Below are 26237 nucleotides of genomic sequence, written 5' to 3'. Positions count from 1 at the left end.
GTGCTCGGCGGGAGCTGAGGAGCGCCGGCCCGGCCGCGACCCGGCGGGCAGCGGCTACGGATCCCCGAGCACCGCGAAGCCCAGTCGCCGGGCGGCGACGAGCACCACCGCATCGGCGGTCACGTCGCTCAGCGCCGTGTGGAAGCTCGGCCGCGGCGGGAAGGCCGGCTCCCGCTCCACACGGCTGAACAGCGTGGCGATCGGGTTCCCGGTGATCGCCGACAGGTGCCACAGCCCGTCGATGCTGCCGAGGCGCTCCTCGATCGCCCAGGCCCAGGCCTGTGTGGCCCGCTTCGGCCCCATCTGGATGGCGGCAGCCGCACCGTTGCGGACGGGCCACTCACCGGTGAGATCGAGGAGCGTCAGCGGACGGGACGGACGCCAGCCCACGAGCCGCGGAGCGTTCTGCACGCGGTCGACCACCCGTCGACGCTGGTACGTCTCGCCGATCGCCGTGACGGCGTCCGCCGCGGCGTAGAGGACGCCGACGGTCGGGTGGTACCCCGGAGGAGGCGGGTGCGGGTCGAAGCGCATCCCCGGCACCGGCCCGTGATGGCGCAGGGCGTCCCAGGCGCCCACGTGCTCGCCCGCGCTGCGATACACGCGCCAGAGTGATCCGGAGTACTCGCGCAGGTGCGACGGGTCGGTGACGAAGGTCGTCGGCGGGGTGAGCGGGACCTTCACGACTCGTCGAACTCGGCCAGGGCGACGAGGACCTCCCGCGGATCGCCTCCCCCGGCGAGCCACCGCACCGGGGTGACCGGCGTCTCGCCGATGAGGAGCTCCTCCTGCGGCGTGGTCATGAAGCCGAGCACGCTCGCGGGATGCATGTCGTCCGGGATCGCCTTGACGAGCGCGGGGACGCCCGGCAGCATCGGCCGCTCCCGGTCGTCGGTGAACTGCCAGGCCGGGAACCGCAGCTTCGAGCCGACCTTGAAGGCGTACAGCCCGTCCTTCGCCTTCCGGTGGCGCACGCGGGTCTCGTCGATCCTGAGTCGCGAGGCCACCTCGGCGGTGCCGAACGAGTCGACGATCGCCTGCAGCCGGGTGCGCCGCTCGAGGTCGGCGAGCTCTCCGCGCGCGATCTCGGCCTCGGCCTCGGCGAGATCCTCGGCGGTCATCGACCCGGACTCGACGAGGAAGTCCGCCGCGCCCTGGGCCAGCCCGCCACCCGGCGACCGGTGCCGCGAGAGGAGCGCGGCCTGCTCCGTGAGGAGCGCGGCGAGCGTCTGCTCATCGCCTCCCCTGTCGCGGACGGCTCGATACAGCCCGTCCAGCCCGTCGGTCAGCTCGGGGTGAGCGACCATGGCGAGCAGCTCGGGAGAGAGCTGGACGAGAACGCCGCGGAGATGCTCGTGCACGACGTCCGGCGCGAGCTCGAGCTCGTCGGCCAGCTGAGACTCCGAGGCGCCCTGGGCCAGTCCGACGATGATCCTCAGCCGAGCCTCGAGGGCGGACTCGCTGCCGGGCCCGGTCGAACTCGTGACCGGCGGCGGACTCGTGGCGAGGTCTGTCATGGTCGTCTCCTCCTGCTCTCTGCGCACTGCTGATCCTAGTTCGGAAGCAGCATGCGCGGAGAAGTGGGGACGTCCGGCGGAGGTCGGTGGCGCGCGATGCCCGCCCGTCACCGCCGCGATGTCAGAAGCGTCCGCAGCGGCGGCGCGATCGACTCCCGACGGAGCAGCGCGGTCGCGAGCAGGAGCAGCAGCAGGACCGAGCCGCGGACGAGGCCCTGCCAGTAGAAGGAGACGCCGAGCAGCACGAGCCCGTTGTTGATCAGGCCGAAGATCAGGACGCCGAGCACGGTGCCGAGCACGTTCGGCCGGCCGTGCGCGGAGAGCGTCGCGCCGATGAAGACGGCGCCGATCGCGTCGAGCACGTAGAGCTGGCCGCTCGCCGGCGAGTAGCCGTAGCTGCGCGAGGCGAGCGCGATGCCGGCCAGAGCGCCGATCAGCGCCGCGACGACGAACGCGGAGGCGAGCGAGATCCCGACCCGGCGGCCGGCGATGCGGGTGGCACCGGGCTGCTCCCCCGCCGCGGTGAGCACGCGGCCCCAGCGGGTGCGGTCCAGCAGCAGCCAGACCGCGACGGCGACCGCGATCGCCAGCAGCACCGGGACTCCGACGCCGAGCACGGTGGCGTTGCCCCAGGCGGCGAAGGCGTCGGGCGTCGCCTGGCGGCGCAGGTAGATCGGTGCGCCGCCGCCGGTGAGCAGCTGCTGCGCGCTGGTGCCGATGAACCAGACCGAGAGGGTCGCGAGGAAGGCGCGGATCCTCAGCACGATCACCAGCACCGCGTTGACCACGCCCGCCAGCGTCCCGAAGCCGAGGCCGATCAGCACGGCGAACCAGGTCACGTAGCCGTCGGCGATCAGCGCGGTGGCGCCGAGGGCCGCGAGGTCGATCGCGATGCCGATCGAGAGGTCGATGCCGCCGGCCCGGACGACGAGCGTCATCGCGCAGGCCGCGATCAGCAGCAGCGCCCCGGCGCTCGCGACGTTGAGCAGGTTGGTCGGCGCGAAGTAGCCGGGCACGCTCGCGCCGAAGACGGCGAGCAGGAGCACGACCGCGGCGGGCGCGAGCAGGCGGACGGCGAGGGCCCGGCGGGACTCGGACACGGGCAGGGCGACGGCGGTCACGAGCGGACCCCTCTCTCGCGGAGGGCCGCGAGGCCGAGGACGAGCAGGATGAGCAGTCCCTTGATCGCGCCGACCCACTGGCTGTCGACGCCGATCAGGGTGAAGCCGTTGCCGAGCGCCGCCACGAAGACGGCGGCGAGCAGCGTGCCGCCGATGGTGACGACGAAGCGGCGCGAGAACACGACCGAGAGGTAGGCGGTGACGATGATGTCGAGCAGGATCTGGTTGCCGATCCCGGGCACGGCGGCGGCGAGGCGCGCGGCGAGCAGCAGCCCGGCGATGCCGGCGAGGAGCCCGGAGAGCAGGTAGCTGGTGAGCACGTGGCGCCAGACCGAGACACCCGCGACGCTCGCCGCGGTCGGGTTCTGGCCGACGGCGTAGCTGCGGGTGCCCCAGGAGGTCCGGCCGACGGCGAGGGCGGTCGCCACCGTGACGACGGCGAGCACCGCGACCGGTGCCGGGAGGCCGAGGACGCTGCCGCCGCGCAGCCAGTCGAAGAGCGGATCCGCGACCGGCACCTTGACGTTGTCGGTGGCGAGGAAGACGACGGAGCCGACGATCCCGGAGACGGCGAGCGTGGCGAGCAGCGGGCGGAGGCCGAGCACGACGGCGGTGCCGCTGATCGCGCCGAAGCCGACCGAGACGAGCAGGGCGAGCAGCACGGCGGGCAGCGCCCCGAACCCCGCGGTCAGGGCGACGGCCGCGACGACGCCGGAGAGGCCGACGATCGGTCCGGAGGCGAGGTCGATCCCGCCGCGGACGACGTCGTCGCCCCCGGTGATCACCACGATCGCGAGGCCGAAGCCGGCGATCGCGGGGACCACGGCCTGGATCAGGATCGTCGAGACGTTGCCGCCGGTCGCGAAGACGGGCGACGCGGCGCTGAACACCGCGATCTCGAGGACGACGACGAGGTAGCCGATCAGGGCGAGCGCGCCGATGCCGCGGCGGCGGGCGCGCGGGGCGGCGGGCGCCTCCGCCGGGGACGCCTTCTCGGGGGGCGCGGTGGTGAGGGTCATCGAGCACTCTCCAGGGTGTCGGGGGCGACGGCGCCGGAGGCGATCGCGAGGACCCGGTCGACGCTCAGCTCGCTCCGGGGCAGCTCGGCGCGCACGGCGCCGCGGTGCAGCACGAGGACGCGGTCGGCGAGGCCGACGAGCTCCTCGAGATCGAGCGAGACGAGGAGGATGCCGGCGCCCTCGTCGACGAGCCGGTCGATGAGCGCGTAGACCGCGGCGCGGCTGCCGATGTCGACGCCCGCGGTGGGCTGATCGAGGACGAGCACCCGCGAGCCGGCGGCCAGCCACTTCCCGACGGCGACCTTCTGCTGGTTGCCGCCGGAGAGCGTGCCGACCACGGCCTCCGGATCGGCGGGCCGCACGTCCAGTGCGGCGATCTGCTCGAGCGCGAGCACCCGGTCGCGGCGGCGGCTGGGCAGCAGGCCACCGAGGCTGATCCGCCCGAGCGACGCGATCGAGAGGTTCTCCCGGACGGTGTGCGCGAGCAGGACGCCGTCGCGGCGCCGGTCGCTCGGCACGTAGCCGCCGCCCGCGGCGACGAAGGCCCGGGCGGAGGAGGTGGCGGTGCCGGCCACGCGCACCCGGCCGCTGCGGCGGGCGAGGCCGACCACGGCGTCCGCGAGCACGTCGACCCCGGAGCCGACGAGGCCGGTGACGCCGACGACCTCGCCCGGCCGGACCGTCAGGTCGAGGGCGTCGAGCGCGCCGGGCACGGTGAGCGCCTCGAGCTCGAGCAGCGGCGCGGCGTCGGCGGCGACCACCCGGTCGGAGCGGAGCGCGAACTCCTCCACGTCGCGGCCGAGCATCAGCTCGACGATCCGGGCGCCCTGCTCGGCGTCGCCGTCGACCAGGTCGAGCCCGCCGACGTTCGCGCCGTTCCGGAGCACCACCACGCGGCTCGCGACGCGCTGCACCTCCTGGAGGTAGTGCGAGATGTAGATCACGGCGACGCCGCGCGCCTGCAGCCGGCGGATCGAGGCGAAGAGCGCCGCCACCTCCTCGGCGGCGAGCGGCGCGGTCGGCTCGTCGAGCACCAGGATCCGCGGCTCGACCAGCAGCGCCCGGGCGATCTGCAGCTGCTGCTGCTCGGCGACGGTGAGCTCATCGACCAGGGTGCCGCCGCGGACGACGAGGCCGACGAGCTCGGCGAGCACGGCCTCGGCCGAGGTGGCCCGGCGGCGCAGCCGCTCGTGGCCGAGGTAGAGCTGCTCGGCCACGGTCAGGCGGCCGGCGAGGTGCCGGTCCTGGTGCACGACCCGGATGCCCGCCCGCTCGGCGTCGCGCGGGGCGGTGATCGCCACCGGCGCTCCGTCGATCGCGATCGAGCCCGCGTCGGCCGAGTACAGGCCGGTGAGGATCTTGATCAGCGTGGACTTGCCCGCGCCGTTCTCGCCCACCAGGGCGACGACCTCGCCGCGGCCGACCGTGAGAGCGACGTCGCGCAGCACCGGGACGCCGGCGAAGGACTTCGAGATCCCCGCCATCTCGAGGGCGGGCGCCGGAGAGGCCGAGGGCCGGGTGGCCGGGGCCGCAGACGGACTAGCCACCGAGACCGAGCTCCGCGGTCTTCTCGGCGATGTTCGCCTTGTCGATGAGCACCGGGGCGAAGTAGGTGGTCGGCGTGACCGAGTCCGCCTCGCCGCCGAGGAAGCGGGCCACGTTGTCGGCCGAGCCGGCGCCGATGGCGAGGTTCTGCTGCGCGACGGTCGCGGTGTAGGAGGAGTCGGGGTCGGCGATCAGGTCGAGCGCGCCCTGGTCGGCGTCGACGCCGTAGATCTTGATCTCGTCGCGGCCCGCCGCGTCGACGGCCTGCGCGGCGCCGATCTGCGGGGTGTCCCAGCAGGACCAGATCGCCGAGATCTCACCCTTCGGGTAGCGCGAGAGCGCGTCGCCGATCTGCTGCTTCGCGTCCTCGATCGTGCCCTCGTACTTGTCCTGGAGCTCGGGCTGGAGGATCGAGATGTTCGGGTAGTCCTCGAGCACGAGCTTCAGCTCGTTGTAGCGGATGCGGCAGGGCGCGACACCCGGGAAGCCGTTGAAGACCAGGATCTGCCCGGAGCCGCCGATGTCCTCGGCGATGGTGCGGGCGAGGGTCGAGCCGATCTGCCAGTTGTCGCTGGTGACGTTGTTCTCGGAGTACTCGGACACGTTGTCGATGGTGAACAGCGGGATGCCCGCGTCGTGCACCTCCTTCAGCGCCGGCGCGAGGGTCGTCGCGTCGCCGAGGATCACGATGATCGCGTCGGGCTTCTGCGCGACGAGGTTCTCGATGTCCGAGACGTGCTTGTCGTCCTTGGCCTCGGCCTGGGTGGCGACGACGGTGCCGCCGAGCGCCTCCACACGGTCCTGCACCGACTGGTACACGATGCGCGAGAAGTCGTGGACGATGTCCTTCGCCGCGACGCCGACCGTCTTGCCCTCGAGGCTGGCGACGTCGGCGGTCGAGGCCGCGGCGGTGGTCGCCTCGGCGGCGGCGTTCGCGGCGTTCGCGCCGTTCGCGCCGGAGGACTCCTCCTTGAGCGAGCAGCCGGTGAGGACCAGCGTCGCGGCGGCGAGGAGCGCCACCGCGGAGGTGAGGGAGCGGAATCGCATGGGAGGGCCTGCTTCGGTGTGGGACGTCGGTGCGGGAGAGGGATGCGGTGCGCCCGGATCCGAGGTGGACCGGGCGGCGCTGCTGGCCATCGTGGCGGCGGCGCGGCGGCGCGTCACGCCCGCGGGTCACGCACCGCAACGCGGCGTCACACGGCGCAACACGGCACCCGTTCGTTACGCCGGATTGCGCCGACGGCGACGCGGTGTCGGCCGTCCCTCCTAGGGTCCGAAGCGCACCAGCCCCGAACCGAACGGAGTCCCATGGCGTCCCGCATCGTCCTCAACGCCTTCGACATGACCTGTGTCGGACACCAGGCGCCCGGCCTCTGGCGGCACCCCGACTCGCAGGCCGACCGCTACAACGATCTCGAGTACTGGATCGACCTCGCGAGGACGCTCGAGCGCGGCACCTTCGACGCGCTCTTCCTCGCCGACGTGCTCGGCGTGTACGACGTCTACCGCGGCTCGGTCGGGCCGGCGCTGATCGACTCGGCGCAGGTCCCGGTCAACGACCCGCTGCTGCAGATCCCCGCGATGGCCGCCGCCACGAAGCACCTCGGCTTCGGCGTCACCATCTCGCCGACCTACGAGCAGCCGTACGCCCTCGCGCGCCGGCTCTCCACGCTCGACCACCTGACCAAGGGGCGGATCGGCTGGAACGTCGTCACCTCCTACCTCGACAGTGCCGCGCAGAACCTCGGCCTCGAGCGGCAGATCCCGCACGACGAGCGCTACGACATCGCCGAGGAGTTCCTCGACGTGAGCTACAAGCTCTGGGAGGGCTCCTGGGAGGAGGGCGCAGTGCTGCGCGACCGCGAGCGCGGCGTCTTCACCGACCCGCGCAAGGTGCACCCGATCGGCCACTCCGGCACCCACTACCGCGTGCCGGGCATCCACCTCTCCGAGCCGTCGCCGCAGCGGACGCCGGTGATCTTCCAGGCGGGAGCGTCGCCGCGCGGCATCGACTTCTCGGCGAAGCACGGCGAGGCCGTCTTCATCAACGCGATCCGGCCGGAGCTGACCCGGCGGACCACCGACGCCATCCGGGACGCCGCGGAGAAGCACGGCCGCGCGCGCACCGACCCCAGGATCCTCATCCTCGCGACCGTGATCGTCGCCGAGACGGACGCCGAGGCGCAGGCCAAGTACGCCGACTTCAAGACCTACTCGTCCCGGGAGGGCGCGCTCGCGTTCTACGGCGGCTGGTCGGGACTCGACCTCTCGCAGTTCCCGGCGGACGTGCCTCTGGACTACGTCGACACCGACGCGGTGCGCAGCGCCCTCTCGATCTTCACGAAGGCCGACCCGGATCGCGCCTGGACCCCGGACGACGTCGCGGAGTACCTCGGCATCGGCGGCATCGGCCCGGTGATCGTCGGCTCGCCGAGTACCGTCGCGGACGAGCTGGAGCGCTGGGTCGACGTCGCCGGGATCGACGGTTTCAACCTCGCCTACGTGGTCACCCCCGGCACCTTCGAGGACTTCGTCGACCTCGCCGTGCCCGAGCTGCGCCGGCGCGGCCGGGTCTGGGAGGAGTACGAGGGCGCGACCCTGCGCGAGTACCTCCAGGGCCCCGGCAGTGCCCGCGTGAAGGACTCGCACCCGGCGGCCGCCTACCGCGGCGCGTACACCGGCTCGCCCAGCGCCGCCGACGGACTGCCCGACAGCGTCCTCTCCGTCCTGCCCGCCCTCGACCCGGAGCCCGTCCGATGACCCAGACCGCCACTGCCCCGATCAGCCCCGAGTCCCGAGCCGAGCGTCCGCGCTCGCACTGGGACCGCGTCGCGACCGCCGCCGAGCACCAGCACTGGGACGCCGTCGCGTCCGGCGTCGCCGAGATCCTCGCGGCCGACGTCCTCGAGCGCGACCGCGGCAACCTCGACCCGACCACCGAGCTCGAGCCGCTGCGCTCGTCCGGCCTCGTGAACCTGCTCGACCCGGCCGAGTTCGGCGGCGGCGGCGCGGTCTGGAGCACGGCGTTCCGGGTGATCCGGATCCTCGCCGCCGCGGACGCCTCGCTCGCGCAGATCCTGCTGTACCACTACGTCAACTCGGCCAACATCGCCTTCTCGGCGCCGGAGTCGGAGCGCGAGCGGTTCTACCGCGCGACGATCGAGGGCCGGTGGCTCTGGGGCGACTCGGTGAACCCGGTCGACCCCGACCTCGAGCTGACGCCCCGCGGTGACGGCTTCGAGCTGAACGGCCTCAAGCGCTTCTCGACCGGGGTCTCCTCGGGCGACGCGGTGCTGGTGAACGCGGTGATCGCCACGGGCGACCGCGCCGGCGAGACGCTGACCTTCGTGCTGCCCCGCGACCGCGCGGGCATCGAGCCGCTCGGCGACTGGGACTTCCTCGGCCAGCGGCAGAGCGCCTCCGGGTCCGTCCGCTTCACCGGCGTGCGGGTGGACGCGTCCGAGATCCTCGGTGCGCTGGTCGACGAGCCGTTCGCGACCCTGATCACGCCGTCGATCCAGCTCGGCTTCGGCAACCTCTACCTCGGCATCGCGCAGGGCGCCCTGGCGAAGGGACGGGGGCTGACCCTCGGCCGGAAGAACTCCTGGTTCCTCTCCGGCGTGGAGACGTACGCGCAGGATCCGTTCGTGCGGCGCCTCTACGGCGAGCTGGTCGCGCACACGGCGGCTGCGGAGGCGCTGGCCGACCGCGTCGGCGCGCTGCACGACGCCGAGGTCGCCCGCGGGGCGGCGGTGACGGCCGAGTCGCGCGCCGCGCAGGCGATCGAGATCGCGAAGGTGAAGATCGTGACGGACGCGCTCGCGCTGGACGTGACGACCCGGATCTACGAGGCGACCGGCTCCTCCTCCGCGAAGAGCGCGATCGGGCTCGACCTCTACTGGCGCAACGTCCGCACCCACTCGCTGCACGATCCCGTCGACTACAAGAAGCTCGAGGTCGGCGCGAACTACCTGACCGGCGACGTCCAGCCGCTCTCCCTGTACACATGAGCGGGACCGGGCACATGAGCGGGACCGGGCACATGAGCGGCGACGGACACGTGAGCGGCACCGGACAGGTGAACAGCACCGGACAGTCGGGGCTCGCGGAGGCGCAGGCCGCGTTCCGCCCGGTCTTCGACGAGATCCAGGCGGGCGCCGTCCCGCGCGAGCTCGATCGCGAGCTGCCCTTCGAGCCGATCGCGCGGCTGCGTGCGGCCCGCTTCGGCGGTCTGCGGGTGCCGCTCGAGCACGGCGGCCGCGGGCTCACCCTGCGCGAGACCGCATCGCTGCTGATCGAGCTGGCGACGGCGGACTCGAACGTCGCCCAGGCGCTCCGCGGTCACTTCGCCTTCGTCGAGGACCAGCTGTCCTTCCCGCCGTCGCCGGAGCGCGACGGCTGGCTGCGCCGGCTCGCGGCGGGCGAGCTGGTCGGCAACGCCTGGAGCGAGATCGGCACGGCCGCGGTCGGCGTCACGCAGACCACGCTCACCCGCCGCGGCGACGAGCTGGTCGTGAACGGCACCAAGTACTACTCCACCGGCACGATCTTCGCGGACTGGACCGACGTCGTCGTGCGCCGCGAGGACGGCACGGACACCGCCGTAGTGGTGCGCGTCGACCAGCCGGGCGTGGTCGCGACCGACGACTGGTCGGGCTTCGGCCAGCGGCTCTCGGGCAGCGGCACCACCGTCTTCACCGACGCGCTCGTCGAGCCGGAGCACGTCTTCGCCTCGGTCCTGCGGGCGCCGCACCAGACGCCGTTCTTCCAGCTCCAGCTGCTCGCGGTGCTGGCCGGCATCGCCGCCGCGGTCGAGCGGGACGCCGTGGCCGCCGTCCGCGCCCGCTCGCGGGTCTACAGCCACGGCCTGGCGGATCATGGGCGGGACGACGCGCAGATCCAGGAGGTCGTCGGCGCGATCTCGGCGATCGCCTTCGGCGCCAGGGCCGCGGTGCTGGTCGCGGCGGAGGCTGTCGGCGAGGCGGCGGCGGACCCGTCGCTGGTGCCCGCGGCCGGCGCCGAGGTGTACCGGGCGCAGGTGCTGCTCACCGAATCGGTGCCGCGCGCGGCGACCCTGCTCTTCGACGCGCTCGGCTCCTCCGGAGTCGCGACGGGAGCCGCGCTCGACCGGCACTGGCGCAACGCGCGCACGGTCGGCGCGCACAACCCGGTGATCTACAAGCAGCGGATCGTCGGCGAGTGGGCGCTGAACGGCACGCCGCCGCCGCTCGCCTGGTCGATCGGCGTCGGGCGGCCGCAGGGCTGAGCGGGAGGCCGGCTCAGCGCCCCGCCTGCACCGCGTGCAGCGTCGCGTAGCGCCCGCCCGCCGCGAGCAGCTCCTCGTGGCTGCCGGTCTCGACGATCCGCCCGCGCTCGAGCACGACGATCGTGTCGGCCGAGCGGATCGTCGACAGCCGGTGCGCGACGACCAGGGTGGTGCGGCCGCGCATCAGCCGCAGCAGCGCCTCCTTGACGGCCGCCTCCGACTCCGGATCGAGCGCGCTGGTCGCCTCGTCGAGCAGCAGGACGCGCGGGTCGCGGACCAGGGCGCGGGCGATGGCGATGCGCTGGCGCTGACCGCCGGAGAGGCGGGCGCCGCGCTCGCCGACGACCGCGTCGAGCCCGTCCGGCAGCTCGCGGACGAACTCCAGGGCGTTCGCGTCGCGGAGGGCGGCGAGGATCCGCTCCTCCCCGACGCCGGTCAGCCCGTAGGCCACGTTGTCGCGGATCGAGCCCTCGAAGAGCACCGAGTCCTGCGGCACGACGGAGACGGAGCGGCGCCAGGTGCGCAGGTCGAGGGTCTCGGCGTCGACGCCGTCCAGGAGGATGCGGCCGCCGGTGGGGCGGAGGAAGCCCAGCACCAGGTTGAGCATCGTCGACTTGCCCGAGCCGGAGGAGCCGACGAAGGCGACGGTCCGGCCGGGCTCGATGTCCAGGTCGATGCTCCGGACGCCGACGGTGCTGGCGACGTCGGCGCCGCTCTCGGCCTCAGCGTTCCCCGAGCCGTAGCGGTACGTCACGTCCTCGAGCCGGATGCGGCCGCGCACCTCGGCCGCGCGGGCCTTGCCCTCGTTCTGCTCCAGGTCCGGGTCCTCCAGCAGCTCGCCGATCGAGCGGATCGACTCGGTGCCGCGGGCGATGACGGGCAGCAGCATCAGCAGGTTGGTCATCGCGCCGGTCAGCAGCGCGAAGTAGGAGCTCAGGAGCACGACCTGGCCGGGCGTGATCGGCAGCCAGCCGCTGATCGAGACCCACGCGGCGAGCACCAGGCAGCCGATGCCGAGCAGCTGCAGGCTCACCCAGGAGAGCGAGGCGAAGCGGCCGTTCAGCAGGTCGAGGCTGTAGCCGGCCGAGCGGACGCCCTCGGCGCCGGCCGCGACCCGGGCGACCGCGGTCTGCTCGAGACCGTGCGCTCGGGTGATCGGAATGAGCGTCGCCATCTCGCCGACGCGGGCGGAGAAGTGCTCCACCTCGCGGCGGAACTGCTCGTTGCTGCGGCGCGAGCGGCGGCCCAGGAAGGCGCGCAGGAGAACCGCGAGCGGGATGGCGCAGGCGTAGACCGGGAGGAACGCGGGCACCTCGATCGCGGTCATCACGACCGCGCCGATCGCCACCATCGTCGCGGAGAGCAGCGGGTGGCCGACCTGCTGGTACATCGTCTCGATGTTCTCGACGTCGCGGACGACCTTGGTCTGCACGATCGACGAGCTGGCGCGGGAGTGGAAGCCGATGGAGAGGTTCTGCAGCCGGGCGGCGAGCGCGTTGCGGAGGTCCGTGCCGGTCTGGCGCACGGCGCTCATGTACAGCCGGGTGTACATCACGTGGTTCGGGTAGTTCTGCAGCAGCGCGAGCAGGGCGATGCCCGCCCACAGCCACAGCGTCGACTCCGGACCGCCGGCGACCACGACGTCGACGATCGCCCCGGTGACCACCGGGAGCAGCCAGAGCGGGGTGTCCTTGACCGCGAAGAACAGCACGGCGACGACCACGCGCGGGCGGTAGCGGCCGAGCAGCCGGAGGGCGGAGCGGCCGGGGTGGCGGCGGTCGAGCAGCAGCGGGGCCTGCGAGGGACGGGCTTCTCTCACGAGACGGTCGACTCCGATCGGGGTGTCCGCAGCGCCTTCGGGAGCGACCGCTCCGACGGGGACGCCCTCGACGCTACCCGGGCGGCGCGGTCGTGGGCAAGCGTTTTCCTGACTAGGGTTCTGCCGACCGTTGCGTGCGGGCGAGCCGGTGCGCCAGACCCCGTGAGGATCCCGATGACCGAGCCGACACCCCTGCGCGAGGACGCCTTCGCCGCGCCCTACTGCGATCCCGTCTTCGACGGACCGACCGACCCGGTGCTGGTCGCCGACACCCTCCGCGGCGAGTGGCGCCTGTTCTACACCCAGCGGCGCGCGACCCTCGATCTGCCCGGGGTCGAGTGGGTGCACGGCAGCGCGATCGGCGTCGCGGTGTCGGGCGACGGCGGGGCGACCTGGCGGTACCGCGGCACCGTCCGCGGCCTCGACGCCGGGCTGTCGGCCGAGCTGCCGACGCTCTGGGCGCCCGATGTCGTGCGGATCGGGGATCGCTGGCAGATGTTCGTCACCCGGATCGACGGCACCCCCGACGACTGGAGCGGGCGGGCGACGATCACGCAGTTCGAGAGCGACGACCTCGAGACCTGGCGGCTCCTCGGCGACATCGACCTCGGCTCCGAGCGGGTGATCGACGCCGCCGTCGCGCGCACCGGCGACGGACGCCACCGGCTCTGGGCGAAGGACGAGCAGCGCGACTGCAGCACCGTCGTCGCCGTCAGCGACGATCCCGGCGACCCGGCGTCCTGGCGGCTCGAGGGCGTCTCCGTCGGCGGGCGCCCGCACGAGGGGCCGAAGGTGTTCCCGCTGGCCGGCCGGTACTGGCTGATCACCGATGAGTGGCGCGGGCTGGCCGTGCACCACTCCCCCGACGGCGTCGGCGACTGGCAGCGGCAGAGCGAGCGGGAGGGTCTGATCCTGACCGCTCCGGAGCGGCTGGACGGTGCGCCGATCGTCGCCCGGCACGCGGACGTCGTCCCGCTCGACGAGGACCGCGCCCTGATCGTGTACTTCACCCACCCCGGCTGGGACGGCAGCGACCTCGCGTCGATGCCTCCGGGCGCCGCGATGCGCCGCTCGCACGTCCGCGCGGCCGTGCTCACCGTCGTCGACGGCGCGCTGCTCTGCTCCGCCGAGGGCCTGCCGGTCGACTAGCCGCCCCGGCGGCCGCCGCCGTAGGCGGCCACCCCATGCCGGTCGAGCAGGCGCCGCAGGCGGCGGATCGAGACCCGGCCGCGAGCCCGGCTTGACGGGCGAGACCCCGGCACGTATTTTGGGGCAAACGCTTTCCCGAAACGTTTCATTGCAGTTCGGGGCTCGAAACGATGATGTTCTCGAAAGGACGACGATGTTCCGCTCACACAGCATGCGCTACTCGGCGGTGGCCGCCGTGGCCGTAGCCGCCCTCGCTCTGACCGGCTGCTCCGGTGGAGGCTCCGGGGCCTCCGCCACCCTGGACCCGGACGAGGAGATCACCCTCGACTACACGTTCTGGGGCAACGACGACCGCGCCGCCCGCTATGACAAGGCGATCGCCCTGTTCGAGGACGAGCACCCGAACATCACCATCAACTCGACCTTCACGGACTACCCCGGCTACTGGGAGAAGCGCCAGACCGAGGCGGCCGGCGGCGGACTCCCCGACGTGATGCAGTTCGACTACACCTACCTGCGCCAGTACGGCGACAACGGCCTGCTCGGCGACCTCTCCGAGTACTTCGGCGGCGTGGTCGACGAGACCACCATCTCCCCGGAGCTGCTCGCCACCGGCGAGCTCGACGGCGCGACCTACGCGATCCCCACCGGCTACAGCGCCTGGGCCGTCTTCCAGAACCAGGACCTCCTCGCCGCGAACGGCGTCGAGCCCTACGCCGGCGGCGGCAGCTGGGAGGACTACGCGGCCTACGTCGCCGACGTCACCGCGAAGACCGGCGGCGCCGTCTACGGCGGCACCGACTACACCGGCCGCATCCAGAACTTCGAGCTGCAGCTGCGCGCCGAGGGCAAGGAGCTGTTCACCGAGGACGGCGAGCTCGGCTTCACCGAGGACGACCTCGCCGCGTTCTGGGAGCAGGGCGACGAGATGCGCACCAGCACCGGCGTGCCGGCCGCGCGCCTCCAGGAGCTGCTGCCCAAGTCCGGCTTCGGCGCCGGCATCGCGACCAGCGAGATGAGCTGGAGCAACTTCCTCGGCGGCTACATCGGCGACAGCGGCGCCTCCGAGATCGTGATGACCGCTCCCCCGACCGCGGACGAGGGCAGCAAGGACCTCTACCAGAAGGTCGGTCTGATGCAGGCGATCTCCTCGGCGACCGAGCACCCCGAGGCCGCCGCGACCTTCCTCGACTTCCTGATCAACAGCCCCGAGGTCGGCGAGATCTTCGGCGCCACCCTCGGCATCCCCGCCTCCTCCGAGCAGCTCGCCGGCGCGAACCTCGAGGGCCCGGACAAGCAGGTCGCCGACTACCTCGACTCCGTCGAGGACCGTCTCGGCGAGGCCCCGGCCGCCCCGGTCGCCGGCTACGGCGCCATCGAGGCGAACTTCCTCGACCTCGGCACCAGCCTCGGCCTCGGCGCGGTGAGCGTCGACGAGGCGGTCCAGCAGTTCTTCGACGAGACCGACGTCACGCTCCAGAACTGACCCGGCCGCCCCGCACCGCTCCCCACTGATCCCCTTCATCCAGGCCAGGAAAGGCATCACATGACGACGACGTCGACCCCCAGCGGCACCGCCGCGGACGGTCGCGTCGCGCCGATCGCCGACCGGACGAGCACCCCTCGTCCGGTCGGCCCTCAGGCGCGGCGACGCCCCAAGCGGGACACCCTGGCCGGCTACGTGTTCCTCTCGCCGTGGCTGATCGGCTTCGTCGGGCTCACGCTCGGCCCGATGCTGATGTCCCTCTACTTCTCCTTCACCGACTACAACCTCTTCCGGGCGCCGGAGTGGATCGGCACCGGGAACTTCGAGCGCCTGTTCGGCGACCCGAAGTTCCTCCAGTCGGTGCAGCTCACCCTCGCCTACGTCTTCATCGGCACGCCGGTGAAGCTGGCCGCCGCGCTCGTCGTGGCGATGCTCCTCAACTACAGCGCGAAGGGCACCGGCTTCTTCCGCTCCGCCTTCTACGCGCCGTCGCTGATCGGCGCGAGCGTCAGCATCGCGATCGTCTGGCGCGCGATGTTCTCGACCGACGGACCGGTCGACTCGGGACTGCAGATCTTCGGCATCCAGATCGGCGGCTGGGTCGGCGTGCCCGCCCTGATCCTGCCGATGATGATCATCCTGGCCGTCTGGCAGTTCGGCGCCCCGATGGTGATCTTCCTGGCCGGCCTCAAGCAGGTCCCGGCCGAGCTCTACGAGGCCGCGATGGTCGACGGAGCGGGCCCGTGGCGGAAGTTCCGCAGCGTCACGCTGCCGATGCTCTCGCCGGTGATCTTCTTCAATCTGCTGCTCGAGATGATCAACGCCTTCCAGGTCTTCGCCTCGGCGTACATCATCGGCAACGGTACCGGCGGCCCGGCCGGCGCCACGAACTTCTACACGGTGTACCTCTACACCCGCGCCTTCACGAACAACCAGATGGGCTACGCCTCGGCGATGGCCTGGGTCCTCCTCCTCTTCGTCGGCGTCCTCGCCTTCGTCCTCTTCAAGACCCAGAAGAGCTGGGTGCACTACTCGGGAGACACACGATGACGACCTTCGACACCACGCTCCCCTCGGCCGATACGCAGGTGCTGACCGAGCCCGCACCCCGCCGGCGCCCGCGCCGCAAGCGCCCGAAGACCGCGACGCTGGTCTGGATCGCGGCGATGATCGTGCTCACCGCGATCGTGCTCTACCCGCTGGTCTGGATGGGCGCCGCGGCGTTCAAGCCGAACAGCGAGTTCGGCGGGCAGACCTCGCTGCTGCCGCAGAACCCGACGCTCGACAACTTCGTCAAGGTGCTCGCCGGCGTCGGCGGAGTCCCGCTCTGGCGGTTCTTCCTCAACTCGACGATCCTCGCGGTCGGCTCGGTCATCGGAGTGGTGATCTCCTCCTCGATGGCGGCCTACGCCTTCGCCCGGCTCGACTTCCGCGGCCGCCCGCTCTACTTCGCGCTGATGATCGGCACGCTCCTGCTGCCGATGCACGTCCTGCTCATCCCGCAGTACACGATCTTCCGCACCCTCGGGATGATGGACACCTACTGGCCGCTGCTGATCGGCAAGTTCCTCGCGACCGAGGCGTTCTTCGTCTTCCTGATGGTGCAATTCATCCGCAACCTGCCCCGCGAGCTGGACGAGGCGGCGCGGATCGACGGCGCCGGCCACCTGCGGATCTTCGGCTCGATCACGATCCCGCTGATCCGTCCGGCGCTGATCACCTCGTCGATCTTCGCCTTCATCTGGAGCTGGAACGACTTCCTCGGCCCGCTGCTCTACCTGAACACGCCCGATCAGCAGCCGCTGCCGCTCGCGCTCCGCGTCTACAACGACCAGACCTCGGCGTCGGACTACGGCGCGACGATCGCGGTCTCGGTGCTCGCGCTGCTGCCGGTGCTGATCTTCTTCATCGTCTTCCAGCGCTTCCTGGTCGACGGCGTCGCCACCCAGGGCCTCAAGGGATGAGCCGCGCGTCACGGGCGCAGCGCGAGGCGCGAGCCGCCGCCGCCGACGGCACGACCCTGCGCTGGCCGGGGGCGGCCAACCGCTTCGCGCTGTTCGCCGAGGTCCTCTTCACGGGGCTCCTCGTCACGATCCTCGCGCTGCCGCTCGTGACGCTGCCGCTCGCCCTCGCGGTCGGGGCGCGGCACCTGCGCCGCTTCGTCCTCGACGAGCCGTCCTCGCTGCGCACGGCGCTGGCGGAGGCGCGCACCGGTGTCCTGCGCTCGCTGCCGGTCGGTCTCGCGCTGCTGGCGCTGTCCGCGGTGCTCGGCCTCGATCTGCTGGTCGCCTCGACCGGCGCGCTGCCCGGAGCGACCGCGGTCGCAATGGTCTGCGCGGCGCTCCTCGCGGCCGCGCTCGTCGTCGTGCTGACGGCGTCGGCGCTCTGGATGCCCGACTCGCGCTGGGTCCCACTCCTGGGCGAGGCCGCGACGCTGGCGGTCCGCGACCTGCGCGGCTCCGGGGCGCTGCTGGTGGCGCTGGTGCTCGCCACCGTGGTCACCTGGCAGCTGGCACCCTTGGTGGTGCCGGCGCTCGGCTGCACGGTGTTCGCCGCGCTCGCGGTGCGGCTGTCGCGGACGGCGCCCGCGGCCCGCTGAGCACGACCCCACGACGATCGTCTCCGCGACGATCACCACCACGATTCGACGACCACGACTCGACGACCACCACTCGACGACGACGACCACGGAAGGCCCACGGCTCGGATGATCCACTACGGCGGCGACTACAACCCGGAGCAGTGGGACGAGAGCGTCTGGCCGGAGGACGCGCGGCGGATGCGCGAGGCCGGCGTCACGACCGTCAGCCTGGGCATCTTCGCCTGGGCGCGGATCCAGCCCGACGAGGACACCTTCGACTTCGGCTGGCTCGACCGGATCCTCGACCTGCTGCACGAGCACGGCATCGCCGTCGATCTGGCGACCGCGACGGCCTCGCCGCCGCCGTGGGCCACGACCAGCTACCCGGGAATCCTGCCGCAGGACGAGAACGGCGCGACCTACTGGCCGGGCAGCCGCCAGGCCTACCGCCCCACCTCCCCCGACTACCGCCGGCTCGCGGCCCGGCTGGTGACGGCGATCGCCGAGCGGTACCACGACCACCCCGCGGTCGTGCTCTGGCACGTCAACAACGAGTACGCCTGCCACCTGCACCACGACTACTCCGACGACGCGGCCGCCGCCTTCCGGGTCTGGCTGGAGCGCAAGTACGGCTCGATCGACGAGCTCAACCGGCGCTGGGGCACCTTCTTCTGGTCCCAGCGCTACGCGTCCTTCGCCGAGATCGTCCCGCCGCGGAAGGCGCCCTACAGCCACAACCCGGCCGGGCTCCTCGACTTCCGCCGCTTCACCTCGGACGCACTCCTCGAGCTCTACACGATGGAGCGCGACATCATCCGCGCCTCGGGCGCGACGCAGCCGATCACGACCAACTTCATGGGCGCCTTCCCGCCGCTCGACTACTGGAAGTGGGCGGCCGAGGTCGACGTCGTCAGCGACGACAACTACGTCGATCCCGCCGACCCGGAGTCGTTCCGCACCGCCGCCTTCACCCGCGACCTGATGCGCTCGCTCAAGCCGGGCGTGCCGTGGCTGCTGATGGAGCAGGCGACCGGCGCCGTCAGCTGGCGGCCCTCGAACGCCGTCAAGGCGCCCGGGCAGATGGCCGCGCTGTCGATGCAGGCGGTCGGGCGCGGGGCCGACGGCGTGCTGTTCTTCCAGTGGCGGCAGTCGCGGCGGGGCAGCGAGAAGTTCCACTCCGCGATGCTGCCGCAGGCGGGCGTCGGGACGCGCACCTGGCGCGAGGTCGTCGAGCTCGGCCGGGTGCTCGGCGCGCTGCCGGAGCTGTCGGCGGAGTCGTCCAGCGTTCCGACCGGCGGATCGGTCGGCGGATCGGCCGCCGGCCCGACCGGCTCCGGTGCCCGCATCGCGCTCGTCCTCGACTGGGAGAACTGGTGGGCGATCGGCAACCCGGACCACCCGGTCGTGCTCGACCTCCTGGAGCTCGTGCAGCGCTGGTACTCCGCGCTGCACCGGCAGAACCTCGCGGTCGACCTGGTGCTGCCGACGGCGGACCTGGCCGCGTACGACCTCGTGCTGCTCGCCCACTCCTACCTGCTCACCGACGCGGCCGCGGAGAACCTGACGGCGTTCGTCGAGCGGGGCGGCCGGCTGCTGGTCACCGCGTTCAGCGACGTGGTCGACGAGGACGACGCCTTCCGCGAGGGCGGCTTCCAGGTCGGGCTCCGCGAGGTGCTCGGTGTGTCGGTCCTCGAGTTCGCCGGGCTCGGGGCGGCCGGCGCGGAGGTCGCCGGTGCTCCCTTCGGCGTCCTGCGCGGCGAGCTGCTGGCGGAGGAGCTCGGCGTGCTCGTCGACCCGTCCGGCGAGCGGCCGGTCGAGGTCCTCGGCCGCTACTCCTCCGGACCCGCGGCGGGCACCCCGGCACTGACCGCGCGGCGCACCGGCACGGGCACGGCGCACTACCTCGCGACGATCCCGGACGACGCGGGCATGCTCGCGCTGACCGCCTGGCTCGCCGAGCAGTCCGGCATCGCCCCCGTGCTGCAGACCGGGAGCCCCTGGGTCGAGGCGGCCCGCCGCGGCGACGTTCTCACGGTGATCAACCACGGCCAGGACCCCGTCGACGTCGCCGTCTCCGGCACCGACCTCGTCACCGGCCACCCCGTCGACACGGTCCACCTCGCCCCCTACGCCTGGACCCTCCTCCGCCCCTGACGCCCGCCCCCCTCTCCCCCTCCGCGAGATGCCACTTGTGCACGCTTCTATCGGCGTGTCGCGCTCACAAGTGGCATCTCGCGGGGGGCGGAGTGCGCGGCGGCGATCTCGGCGGCGACGGCGTGCAGGGCCGAGCGGACGAGGCGGGCGGCGGGGTCGAGCTCGCCGGACCAGGCCACCGCGATCGAGCGGGAGGCGACGGTGAATCCCGCGTCCGAGCGGGTCGCTCACTCGGTGATCATCGCAGCAGGCGGCGGCGTCGAGGTAGGCGCGACGCCGCCGGCCAGCGGCGCTCACCCGGCGAGACGTCCCGCCGGCGTCGAGGCGTCCTATCCCACCTGGACGCCTCGACCGCAACGGGACGCCTCGCCGTTCCGGACGGAGGGTGACTCGAAGTCAGGCGCCGCCCCGCCGCGAGCGACCGCGCAGCGCCAGCACGGCGGCGGCGCCGAGCATCGCGCAGCCCGCAGCGGCGACGGTCGCGGCGACCACCGTCTCGGTCCACGGGGTGGTGTCGAAGGACTGGTAGCCGGTGATCGCGGGCGCGACGACGAAGGTCGCGATCAGCAGTCCCGGCAGGGTGCTGCCGAGCAGGCAGGCGTACGCCAGCGCGGCCCCTACCGACCTCCGGTGGGCCTTCGCGGCGAGGGCTCCGAGGCCGACGACGGGCACCAGCCCCAGCATCATCTGCAGGAAGGGGAGCTGGAGCGGAGTGGGCGCGCCGATCAGCCCCGACAGCACTCCGTGCAGCCCGCTCAGCCCGAGGACACCGGCGACCAGGAGCGCCGACAGGCGGAGGAGACCGCCCCCGCCGATCGCCCGCGCCGACACCGGCAGGGCGATCGCGACGAGCAGCAAGCCGACTCCGTGCACCTGCGCCGCCGTGCCGAGAGGCTCCCACGGATCCGCGGGGATCATGTAGTCGAAGAGATGGTCCTCGACCGACCGGTCCGTCCGCGTCCAGCCCTCGCTCGCGGTGACCCAGCGCTGCAGCGAGGCCTGCAGCTGCAGCAGCGCCGCCCCGAGCAGAAGCGCCGCGGCGAGCAGCACCCCGCGCGGCGATCCCTGTCCAGTCCGCGCGTCCGCCGCGGACGTGCGCACCGTCTCTCGCTCCGCCATGGGCGGCAGGCTAGCGTCGTCCGGCCAACGGCGGGAGAACGAGCGGTGCACGGCCCGGGAGGGATCCATCTGCCTCCTGTGCGTGGGCCTCCTCGGAAGCGTGCCGAGGAGCGGTGACCGCCGAGCTCCGGCTCGCCGAATCTGCTCCGGCTCTCCGGAGCACGCCCGTTCCACGAGCCGAGGCGGTTCCGACGAGCCGGAAGTCCCCGGCCGGTCAGCGCCCGCCGACCGCGGCCAGCAGCTCCCGGACCGTGCGCGGCTCGCGCCCCAGCAGGCCGGCGAGCGTCGGGTCCGTCCCCGCGAAGAAGCCGGCCGCCGCCGCCTCGTGCATGCCGAGCAGGAACCGCGCCTGCGGCTCCGGCTGCCCGGCGGCGACGCGGCGCGCGAGCCACTCGTCGTCCCCGAGGATCCGGAACTCGATCGGACGTCCCGCGACGTCCGCGGCGAGCTCCGCGACCTCCGCGAAGGTCGGCGCCTCGAGGGCGGTGAGGGTGACCGGTCCGTCGTGCGCCTCGTCCGCGAGCAGGAGGCGCGCGGCGGCCTCCGCCGCGTCCTCCCGCGCCGTCCACGACACGGGGCCGTCGGACGGCACCTCGATGACCCCGGTCGAGCGCCAGTCGCCGAGGAAGAACGCGAGGCTGTGGGCGTAGAAGCCGTTCCGCAGCGAGGTCCAGGCGACTCCCGACTCCGCCAGCAGCTGCTCGGTCGCGGCGTGATCGCGGCCCGGGCCGAACGGGGTGTCGGGCGAGGCGCCCTGGTGGCTGGTGTAGAGGATGCGGCCGACCCCGGCCTGGACGGCGGCCTCGACCGCGGCGTGGTGCAGGGCCGGCGCGTCGGCCCCCGGGTCGTTCGAGGAGACGAGCAGCAGCTGGTCGGCGCCCGCGAACGCGCCGGGCAGGGACGCGGGATCGGCGTAGTCACCGCGCCGCACCACGACACCCCGGTCGGCGAAGCGCGCCGCCTTCGCGGTGTCGCGCGCGACGACGACGATCTCGGTGGCGGGCAGGGCGTCGAGGAGGTGGTCGACGGTGGCGCCGTTGAGCGCTCCGGTCGCGCCGATGACGATGATCATGGAGGGCCTTTCGAGAGGGGACCACCGGGGTATCGGTGATACTGCTCGAACGATAACCCTGGAATACCGACGATAGCAACCGTGCGATATCGTCGATCCATGACCGCGCCCCCCACGGACACCCGAGCCCGCATCGTCGACGCGGCGGCCCGCCTCCTGCGCGACGCCGGCCCGGCGGCCGTCACCACCCGCGGCGTCGCGGAGGCGGCCGGCCTGCAGGCTCCGGCGATCTACCGCCTCTTCGGCGACAAGGACGGCCTGCTCGAGGCGGTGGCCGAGCACGTGCTGAGCAGCTGGGTCGCCGAGAAGTCGGCCGTCGTCGAGGAGGCCGCCGCCGGCGACGTCGACCCGATCGACGACCTCAGCGCCGGCTGGGCGGCGCAGATCGAGTTCGGCCTCGCGAATCCCGCGCTCTTCCGCCTGCTCAGCGACCCTTCCCGCGCGGCGGCCTCACCGGCGGCGCGGTCGGGCAAGCGGGTGCTCGCCGCGCGGATCCGCCGGGTCGCGGCCGCCGGTCGCCTCCGCGTCCCCGAGGAGCGCGCCGTCGGGCTGATCCAGACGGCGGGGACCGGCGTCGTGACGACCCTGCTCTCCTCCCCCAAGGGCGAGCGCGACGCGGGTCTCGCCGACGCGGCGTTCGAAGCGGTGCTCGCCGGGATCCTGACCGAGCAGCCGCTTGCCGCGGACGACGCGCCACTCGCCGCCGTCGTCGCCGTCCGCGCCCTCGCCCCGCAGCTCGCCGACCTCCGGCCCGCCGAGCGCGAGCTGCTGCGCGACTGGCTCGACCGCGTGCTCGACGGCGGCGTGCGGCGGCGGACCGCGCAGGACTGACAGGATCGCCGGGTGCCCTCCTCCGCCGACCGATCCCGCCGCGCGCTGCCGGTGGTCGCGCTGGTCGCTCTCGCGACGTCCGGCTGCACGGGCACCGTTCCGATGCAGGCCGCGCCGACCGCGGCGGCCGTCGGCTGCGCAGAGATCGCGGCACGGCTCCCCTCCGACGTCGTCGGTCTGGCCGAGCGGGAGACGGACGCCCAGGGCACGGGGGCCTGGGGCGAGCCGGCCCTGGTCCTGCTGCGCTGCGTCGTCCCGGCCCCCGGCCCCTCTGCCGCGTGCCTCACCGAGCGCGACGTCGACTGGACGATCGACGACAGCGACGCGGCCGTCGTCGTCGCGACGACCTACGGCCGGGACCCCGTGGTCGAGGTCGTGCTGGGCGCCGGCCTGTCCGGTGGTCGCGAGATCCTCGCCGCCCTCGCCCCGGCGGTCTCCTCGGTGCCGGCGACACGGAGGTGCTCGTGAGCGGCGCCCATCCCGACGGCGGGGCCGGCCGGCCGCCCGGAGCCCGCGGGCGCGAGCACGCCGTCCGAGCCGTGGTGAGCGCGATGCTGGCGCTCGTGCCGCTCGCGATCGGGGCGCTCGTCGACAGCGCGAACGGGACCGCGGCCACTCCCCTGTCGGCCGACCCGGGCTTCGTCCTCCTCGCCCTCGGCGGGCTCGCCGTCTGCGCGGCGGTGGCGAGTCTGCCGGTCGGCGCCGCGACGTACATGCTGGACCGCCTGATCGAGCGCGTCTGGACCAGCAGCGGAGGGCGCCTGGCCGCGCAGGTCGTGGCGAACGCCCTCGTCGGCGGCGCGGCAGGGCTGCTCCTCGGCGGACTCGTCGCGCCGTTCTGGCGTCCGATCGAGCGCGCCCTGGTCTTCACCGGCCCGTGGGCGCTGGCCGCCGCCGCGTTGGTCCTCCTCTCGGCCGTCCTGCGGAGTCGCCGCCGCTGAGGCGCCTCCGGCGACTCCTCCGACCGGAGCGGGACTTCATGCTGATCGAGTAGCCCGCGCAGCGGGCGTATCGAGATCCGCCAGTGCCGGCACGAGAGCCTGCACCCCCGACGCCTCTGCGGTGCGCGGGTCTCGATACGCCCCTGCGGGGCTACTCGACCACCATGCACTTGCTGATCGAGTAGCCCGCGCAGCGGGCGGATCGAGATCCACCCTTGTCGGTGTCGACTGCGCCCAAGGGGCTGAGGCTCCGGTGCGGCTGGCCGGGCGGAGACCCCGCCGCCGAGTCCCTCGCTACCGATCGTCCCCCGCGGCGAGCGCCGCCTGCAGCGTGCGGATGAACGCGCCGAGCGCGCCGGAGGCCAGCAGTCCCGGCCCGAGCGGACCGGACGGGTCCTCGCCGAGCAGCGGCAGGCGCGCCAGGGCCGTCCGCACCGGGGCGCTCATCCCCGCCAGCTGCCGGTCGATCTCGGCCGCGCCGCCGTGCCCCGGGTCGGCCAGCTCGGCCGCCTTCGCCGCGAACGCCGCGGCGCCGAGGGCGTGCGCGCCCAGGTGCGCGACTCCGGACGCCTGCCCCGCCGACCAGGCCGCCGCCTTCGCCGCGGGCGACGTCGCCGACTGCGACGCCCGGCCCGCCTCGAAGCGGCGCCGGATCTCCCCGGCCGCGCTCAGCTCGCCGCGGGCGAAGGCACGTGCCCGGGCGATCCCGTCCCGGGCCCGGTCGTCGTCGGGGGCCTCCGCCTCGAAGAGCGGCAGGACCCGCTCGGCGCAGTCGGCGGCCCAGGCGGCGACGAGCCGGCGGTCCTCCTCGGTCAGGGTCTGCGGAGAGGGCATGCCAGCACTCTGCCAGACGCCCGGCGGTCGCTCCGGGCGTGGATCCTCCTCCGCCTCTTGTCGTGCCGCGCGCTTCTGGGCAGTGTTGCCCGCATGAGCCTCTACCTCTCCTGCCCCGTCGCGAGCGTCGAGCGCGCCACCGCCTTCTACACCGCCCTCGGCTGGAGCCGCAACGAGGCGATGTCGAACGAGAACGTCGCCTGCTTCGCGATCGCGCCCGAGCAGTACGTGATGCTCAGCAGCCGCGAGATGTACGCGAGTGTCGGCGGCACCGAGGAGCTGATCGGCGGCCCGGACACCCCGTCCAAGATGACCGTCTCCTTCGACCTCGGCAGCCGTGAGGCCGTCGACGAGCTGACCGAGCGCGCCGGCGCCGCGGGCGGCCGCATCGGCGACACCGACGAGTACCCGTTCATGTACCAGCGCCAGTTCGACGACCCCGACGGCTACCACTACTCCCCGTTCTGGATGAACCCCGATGCCTGACGCCCGCACCGGCGGCAGTCGAGGCGTCCTCGAACCGTCGAGACGTCCACCTGCTCCGGGACGCCTCGACCGTTCGGGGACGCCTCGGCGGCGCCGCCGGGCATAGTGGGCACATGAGTGCTGCAGCCGACGTCCTCCTCAGCGGACCCCGGGGGCGCCGCCTCTGCTGGGAGTACGCGACGGCGGCGGATCCCGCGCTGCACACTGCGGCGTTCCTGCTCGCGCACGCCTCGGGCGGCGGCGGGGAGTCGGTCCTGCTCTACGCCTCCGAGGACGGCGCGCACGCGCGCGATCTGCCGGTCCCCACTCCCGAGAGCCTCGCCGCGATGATCGCGGCACTCCCGCCGACCCTCGCGGAGGACGACGCCGTCCGCGCCGCGTTCCGCAGGAGCGTCGACGTCGCGTACTCCTGGCAGGAGCCCGACGCCGAGGACGTCCTCGCCGCACTGCCGGAGCTCCGCGCCGCGCTGCTCCCTGTCGCCGAGCGCGTGCTCGCCTCCCCGGCCGCGGCGACGTGGACGAGCCCCGCCACCCGGGAGCAGTGGGCCGTCGACTGGCGCCCCGACACCGCCCGCCCGCTTCCGACCGGCGCCGCCGCGCTCCTGAACGAGTGGTCCGCCGCCCGCCGCGCCGACGAGGAGCAGTCCGCGCGCGAGCGCCCGGCCGACCCAGCCGCGAGCTTCTCCGGCTCGTGGTGGTCGCTCCCCCTCCGGCTGCTGCGCACGCAGTCCCGGATCGAGGATCTGCTGGGGCTGGTCGAGGACGCCGCCGGTCTCGACACCGCGACCGTGGTCCCGGTGACCGGCGCCGGCCGCACGCTCGAGATCGGCAGCGCCGAGGACTGGGCCGCGCTCTGCCGCGCCTTCCCGGCCGAGGTCACCGCCTCCCGCCGGCACGACTGGTACCGGGTGACCGGCGGGGAGGGCCGCTGGCTGATCCCGGACTGGCAGCGCGTCGCCGCCGAGTGGGACGCCGTGCACCTCACCGCGCTCGGCTACCTCTCGAGCGCGACCCGGCTGATCCCGGTCGACGACGGCTTCGCCTCCGTGATCGCCGGCTGGGCCCCGGACAGCACCCTGTGGCTCACGGACACCGCGCAGGAATCGGACGGCCCCCGCCAGCAGTGGCGCCGGAGCGGCCGCGACCACTGGGAGCGCACCGGCTGACCGCACGGGTGACGCACTCGGCGGCCGCGACATCGACGAAACCGGCGACGCCGCGCTGTCCTCGGCGGTCTCCCGGACGAGGAGACCGGCGAGCTCGCCGGCGTGAGCGCCCGGCGCACCCCCGGGGAGCA

Annotated in this window: 25 protein-coding genes; 14 read left to right on the top strand and 11 right to left on the bottom strand. The window is 73.4% G+C overall.

What is annotated here, in order from left to right:
* Window positions 1–54: 54 nt before the first annotated feature.
* From EDF35_RS10760 to EDF35_RS10740, 6 genes are all read right to left on the bottom strand, one after another.
* A complete protein-coding gene (locus tag EDF35_RS10760; RefSeq protein ID WP_166674075.1) occupies window positions 55–684 on the bottom strand; it encodes an RES family NAD+ phosphorylase in 630 nt (209 codons plus the stop codon).
* Complete coding sequence (locus EDF35_RS20810) at window positions 681–1517, bottom strand: hypothetical protein (protein WP_166674074.1); 837 nt, start codon at window positions 1515–1517, stop codon at window positions 681–683. Before EDF35_RS20810 ends, EDF35_RS10760 begins: the two co-directional genes overlap by 4 nt.
* Before the next feature lie 107 nt (window positions 1518–1624).
* Window positions 1625–2638: an ABC transporter permease gene (locus EDF35_RS10755; protein ID WP_123703795.1), complete on the bottom strand. Its 1014-nt coding sequence runs from the start codon at window positions 2636–2638 to the stop codon at window positions 1625–1627.
* Window positions 2635–3657, bottom strand: coding sequence for an ABC transporter permease (locus EDF35_RS10750; RefSeq protein WP_133962317.1), 1023 nt, complete (start codon window positions 3655–3657; stop codon window positions 2635–2637). The genes EDF35_RS10755 and EDF35_RS10750 overlap by 4 nt, the downstream gene beginning before the upstream one ends.
* On the bottom strand, window positions 3654–5204 hold the full coding sequence (locus tag EDF35_RS10745; RefSeq protein WP_133962316.1) for a sugar ABC transporter ATP-binding protein: 1551 nt from the start codon (window positions 5202–5204) through the stop codon (window positions 3654–3656). The genes EDF35_RS10750 and EDF35_RS10745 overlap by 4 nt, the downstream gene beginning before the upstream one ends.
* Window positions 5197–6249, bottom strand: coding sequence for a sugar ABC transporter substrate-binding protein (locus EDF35_RS10740; RefSeq protein ID WP_166674073.1), 1053 nt, complete (start codon window positions 6247–6249; stop codon window positions 5197–5199). The genes EDF35_RS10745 and EDF35_RS10740 overlap by 8 nt, the downstream gene beginning before the upstream one ends.
* A 261-nt stretch (window positions 6250–6510) precedes the next feature.
* Between EDF35_RS10740 and EDF35_RS10735 the strand changes: the two genes are divergently transcribed.
* Genes EDF35_RS10735 through EDF35_RS10725 form a run of 3 tightly spaced genes read left to right on the top strand, consistent with a single transcriptional unit; the run spans window position 6511 to window position 10468 of the window.
* Window positions 6511–7962, top strand: a complete 1452-nt coding sequence (locus tag EDF35_RS10735) for an LLM class flavin-dependent oxidoreductase (RefSeq protein ID WP_133962314.1) — start codon at window positions 6511–6513, stop codon at window positions 7960–7962.
* Window positions 7959–9212: an acyl-CoA dehydrogenase gene (locus tag EDF35_RS10730; RefSeq protein WP_133962313.1), complete on the top strand. Its 1254-nt coding sequence runs from the start codon at window positions 7959–7961 to the stop codon at window positions 9210–9212. Before EDF35_RS10735 ends, EDF35_RS10730 begins: the two co-directional genes overlap by 4 nt.
* Entirely contained in the window at window positions 9209–10468 is a 1260-nt protein-coding gene (locus EDF35_RS10725; protein ID WP_243839928.1) for an acyl-CoA dehydrogenase family protein, read from the top strand. Before EDF35_RS10730 ends, EDF35_RS10725 begins: the two co-directional genes overlap by 4 nt.
* Before the next feature lie 13 nt (window positions 10469–10481).
* Here EDF35_RS10725 and EDF35_RS10720 read toward each other — a convergent pair whose 3' ends face one another.
* Window positions 10482–12287, bottom strand: coding sequence for an ABC transporter ATP-binding protein (locus EDF35_RS10720; RefSeq protein ID WP_133962312.1), 1806 nt, complete (start codon window positions 12285–12287; stop codon window positions 10482–10484).
* A gap of 174 nt (window positions 12288–12461) precedes the next feature.
* Here EDF35_RS10720 and EDF35_RS10715 point away from each other — a divergent pair, with 174 nt between their 5' ends.
* From EDF35_RS10715 to EDF35_RS10690, 6 genes are all read left to right on the top strand, one after another.
* Window positions 12462–13436: a glycoside hydrolase gene (locus EDF35_RS10715; RefSeq protein WP_133962311.1), complete on the top strand. Its 975-nt coding sequence runs from the start codon at window positions 12462–12464 to the stop codon at window positions 13434–13436.
* 193 nt (window positions 13437–13629) lie between these two features.
* Window positions 13630–14922 (top strand): extracellular solute-binding protein, encoded by a 1293-nt coding sequence (locus EDF35_RS10710; protein ID WP_243839927.1) that lies wholly within the window; start codon window positions 13630–13632, stop codon window positions 14920–14922.
* A gap of 60 nt (window positions 14923–14982) precedes the next feature.
* Window positions 14983–15972: a sugar ABC transporter permease gene (locus EDF35_RS10705; protein ID WP_123703775.1), complete on the top strand. Its 990-nt coding sequence runs from the start codon at window positions 14983–14985 to the stop codon at window positions 15970–15972.
* On the top strand, window positions 15969–16886 hold the full coding sequence (locus EDF35_RS10700) for a carbohydrate ABC transporter permease (RefSeq protein ID WP_123703773.1): 918 nt from the start codon (window positions 15969–15971) through the stop codon (window positions 16884–16886). The genes EDF35_RS10705 and EDF35_RS10700 overlap by 4 nt, the downstream gene beginning before the upstream one ends.
* The gene (locus EDF35_RS10695; protein WP_123732381.1) at window positions 16883–17521 is read left to right on the top strand and encodes a hypothetical protein; all 639 of its coding nucleotides are present in this window, start codon (window positions 16883–16885) and stop codon (window positions 17519–17521) included. Before EDF35_RS10700 ends, EDF35_RS10695 begins: the two co-directional genes overlap by 4 nt.
* Before the next feature lie 108 nt (window positions 17522–17629).
* Window positions 17630–19657: a beta-galactosidase gene (locus EDF35_RS10690; RefSeq protein ID WP_123732380.1), complete on the top strand. Its 2028-nt coding sequence runs from the start codon at window positions 17630–17632 to the stop codon at window positions 19655–19657.
* Window positions 19658–19704: 47 nt separating this feature from the next.
* On the opposite strand, the gene EDF35_RS21400 is transcribed toward EDF35_RS10690, so the two are convergent.
* The 3 genes from EDF35_RS21400 to EDF35_RS10680 form a co-directional block, all read right to left on the bottom strand.
* On the bottom strand, window positions 19705–19836 hold the full coding sequence (locus EDF35_RS21400) for a hypothetical protein (protein WP_279587522.1): 132 nt from the start codon (window positions 19834–19836) through the stop codon (window positions 19705–19707).
* A gap of 217 nt (window positions 19837–20053) precedes the next feature.
* Window positions 20054–20776, bottom strand: coding sequence for a hypothetical protein (locus tag EDF35_RS10685; RefSeq protein ID WP_133962310.1), 723 nt, complete (start codon window positions 20774–20776; stop codon window positions 20054–20056).
* Window positions 20777–20990: 214 nt separating this feature from the next.
* A complete protein-coding gene (locus tag EDF35_RS10680; protein WP_133962309.1) occupies window positions 20991–21848 on the bottom strand; it encodes an NAD(P)H-binding protein in 858 nt (285 codons plus the stop codon).
* A gap of 99 nt (window positions 21849–21947) precedes the next feature.
* Here EDF35_RS10680 and EDF35_RS10675 point away from each other — a divergent pair, with 99 nt between their 5' ends.
* The 3 genes from EDF35_RS10675 to EDF35_RS10665 are packed head-to-tail and all read left to right on the top strand — an operon-like array spanning window position 21948 to window position 23620.
* Window positions 21948–22679 (top strand): TetR/AcrR family transcriptional regulator, encoded by a 732-nt coding sequence (locus EDF35_RS10675; RefSeq protein ID WP_133962308.1) that lies wholly within the window; start codon window positions 21948–21950, stop codon window positions 22677–22679.
* A 12-nt stretch (window positions 22680–22691) separates the two neighbouring features.
* Window positions 22692–23147 carry a DUF3515 family protein gene (locus tag EDF35_RS10670; protein ID WP_208323051.1) on the top strand — a complete coding sequence of 152 codons (456 nt, stop codon included), beginning with the start codon at window positions 22692–22694 and terminating at the stop codon, window positions 23145–23147.
* Window positions 23144–23620 (top strand): hypothetical protein, encoded by a 477-nt coding sequence (locus EDF35_RS10665; RefSeq protein ID WP_133962307.1) that lies wholly within the window; start codon window positions 23144–23146, stop codon window positions 23618–23620. Before EDF35_RS10670 ends, EDF35_RS10665 begins: the two co-directional genes overlap by 4 nt.
* Window positions 23621–23914: 294 nt before the next feature.
* Here EDF35_RS10665 and EDF35_RS10660 read toward each other — a convergent pair whose 3' ends face one another.
* Entirely contained in the window at window positions 23915–24454 is a 540-nt protein-coding gene (locus EDF35_RS10660) for a putative immunity protein (RefSeq protein ID WP_133962306.1), read from the bottom strand.
* A gap of 93 nt (window positions 24455–24547) precedes the next feature.
* On the opposite strand from EDF35_RS10660, the gene EDF35_RS10655 reads away from it, so the two are divergent.
* Complete coding sequence (locus EDF35_RS10655; RefSeq protein WP_133962305.1) at window positions 24548–24940, top strand: VOC family protein; 393 nt, start codon at window positions 24548–24550, stop codon at window positions 24938–24940.
* Between the two features lie 113 nt (window positions 24941–25053).
* Window positions 25054–26106: a hypothetical protein gene (locus tag EDF35_RS10650; RefSeq protein WP_133962304.1), complete on the top strand. Its 1053-nt coding sequence runs from the start codon at window positions 25054–25056 to the stop codon at window positions 26104–26106.
* Window positions 26107–26237: the final 131 nt, after the last annotated feature.

The organism is Rathayibacter sp. PhB151 (assembly GCF_004366415.1).
Lineage (GTDB): Bacteria > Actinomycetota > Actinomycetes > Actinomycetales > Microbacteriaceae > Rathayibacter > Rathayibacter festucae.
This window is presented reverse-complemented; position numbering and strand designations above follow the sequence as displayed.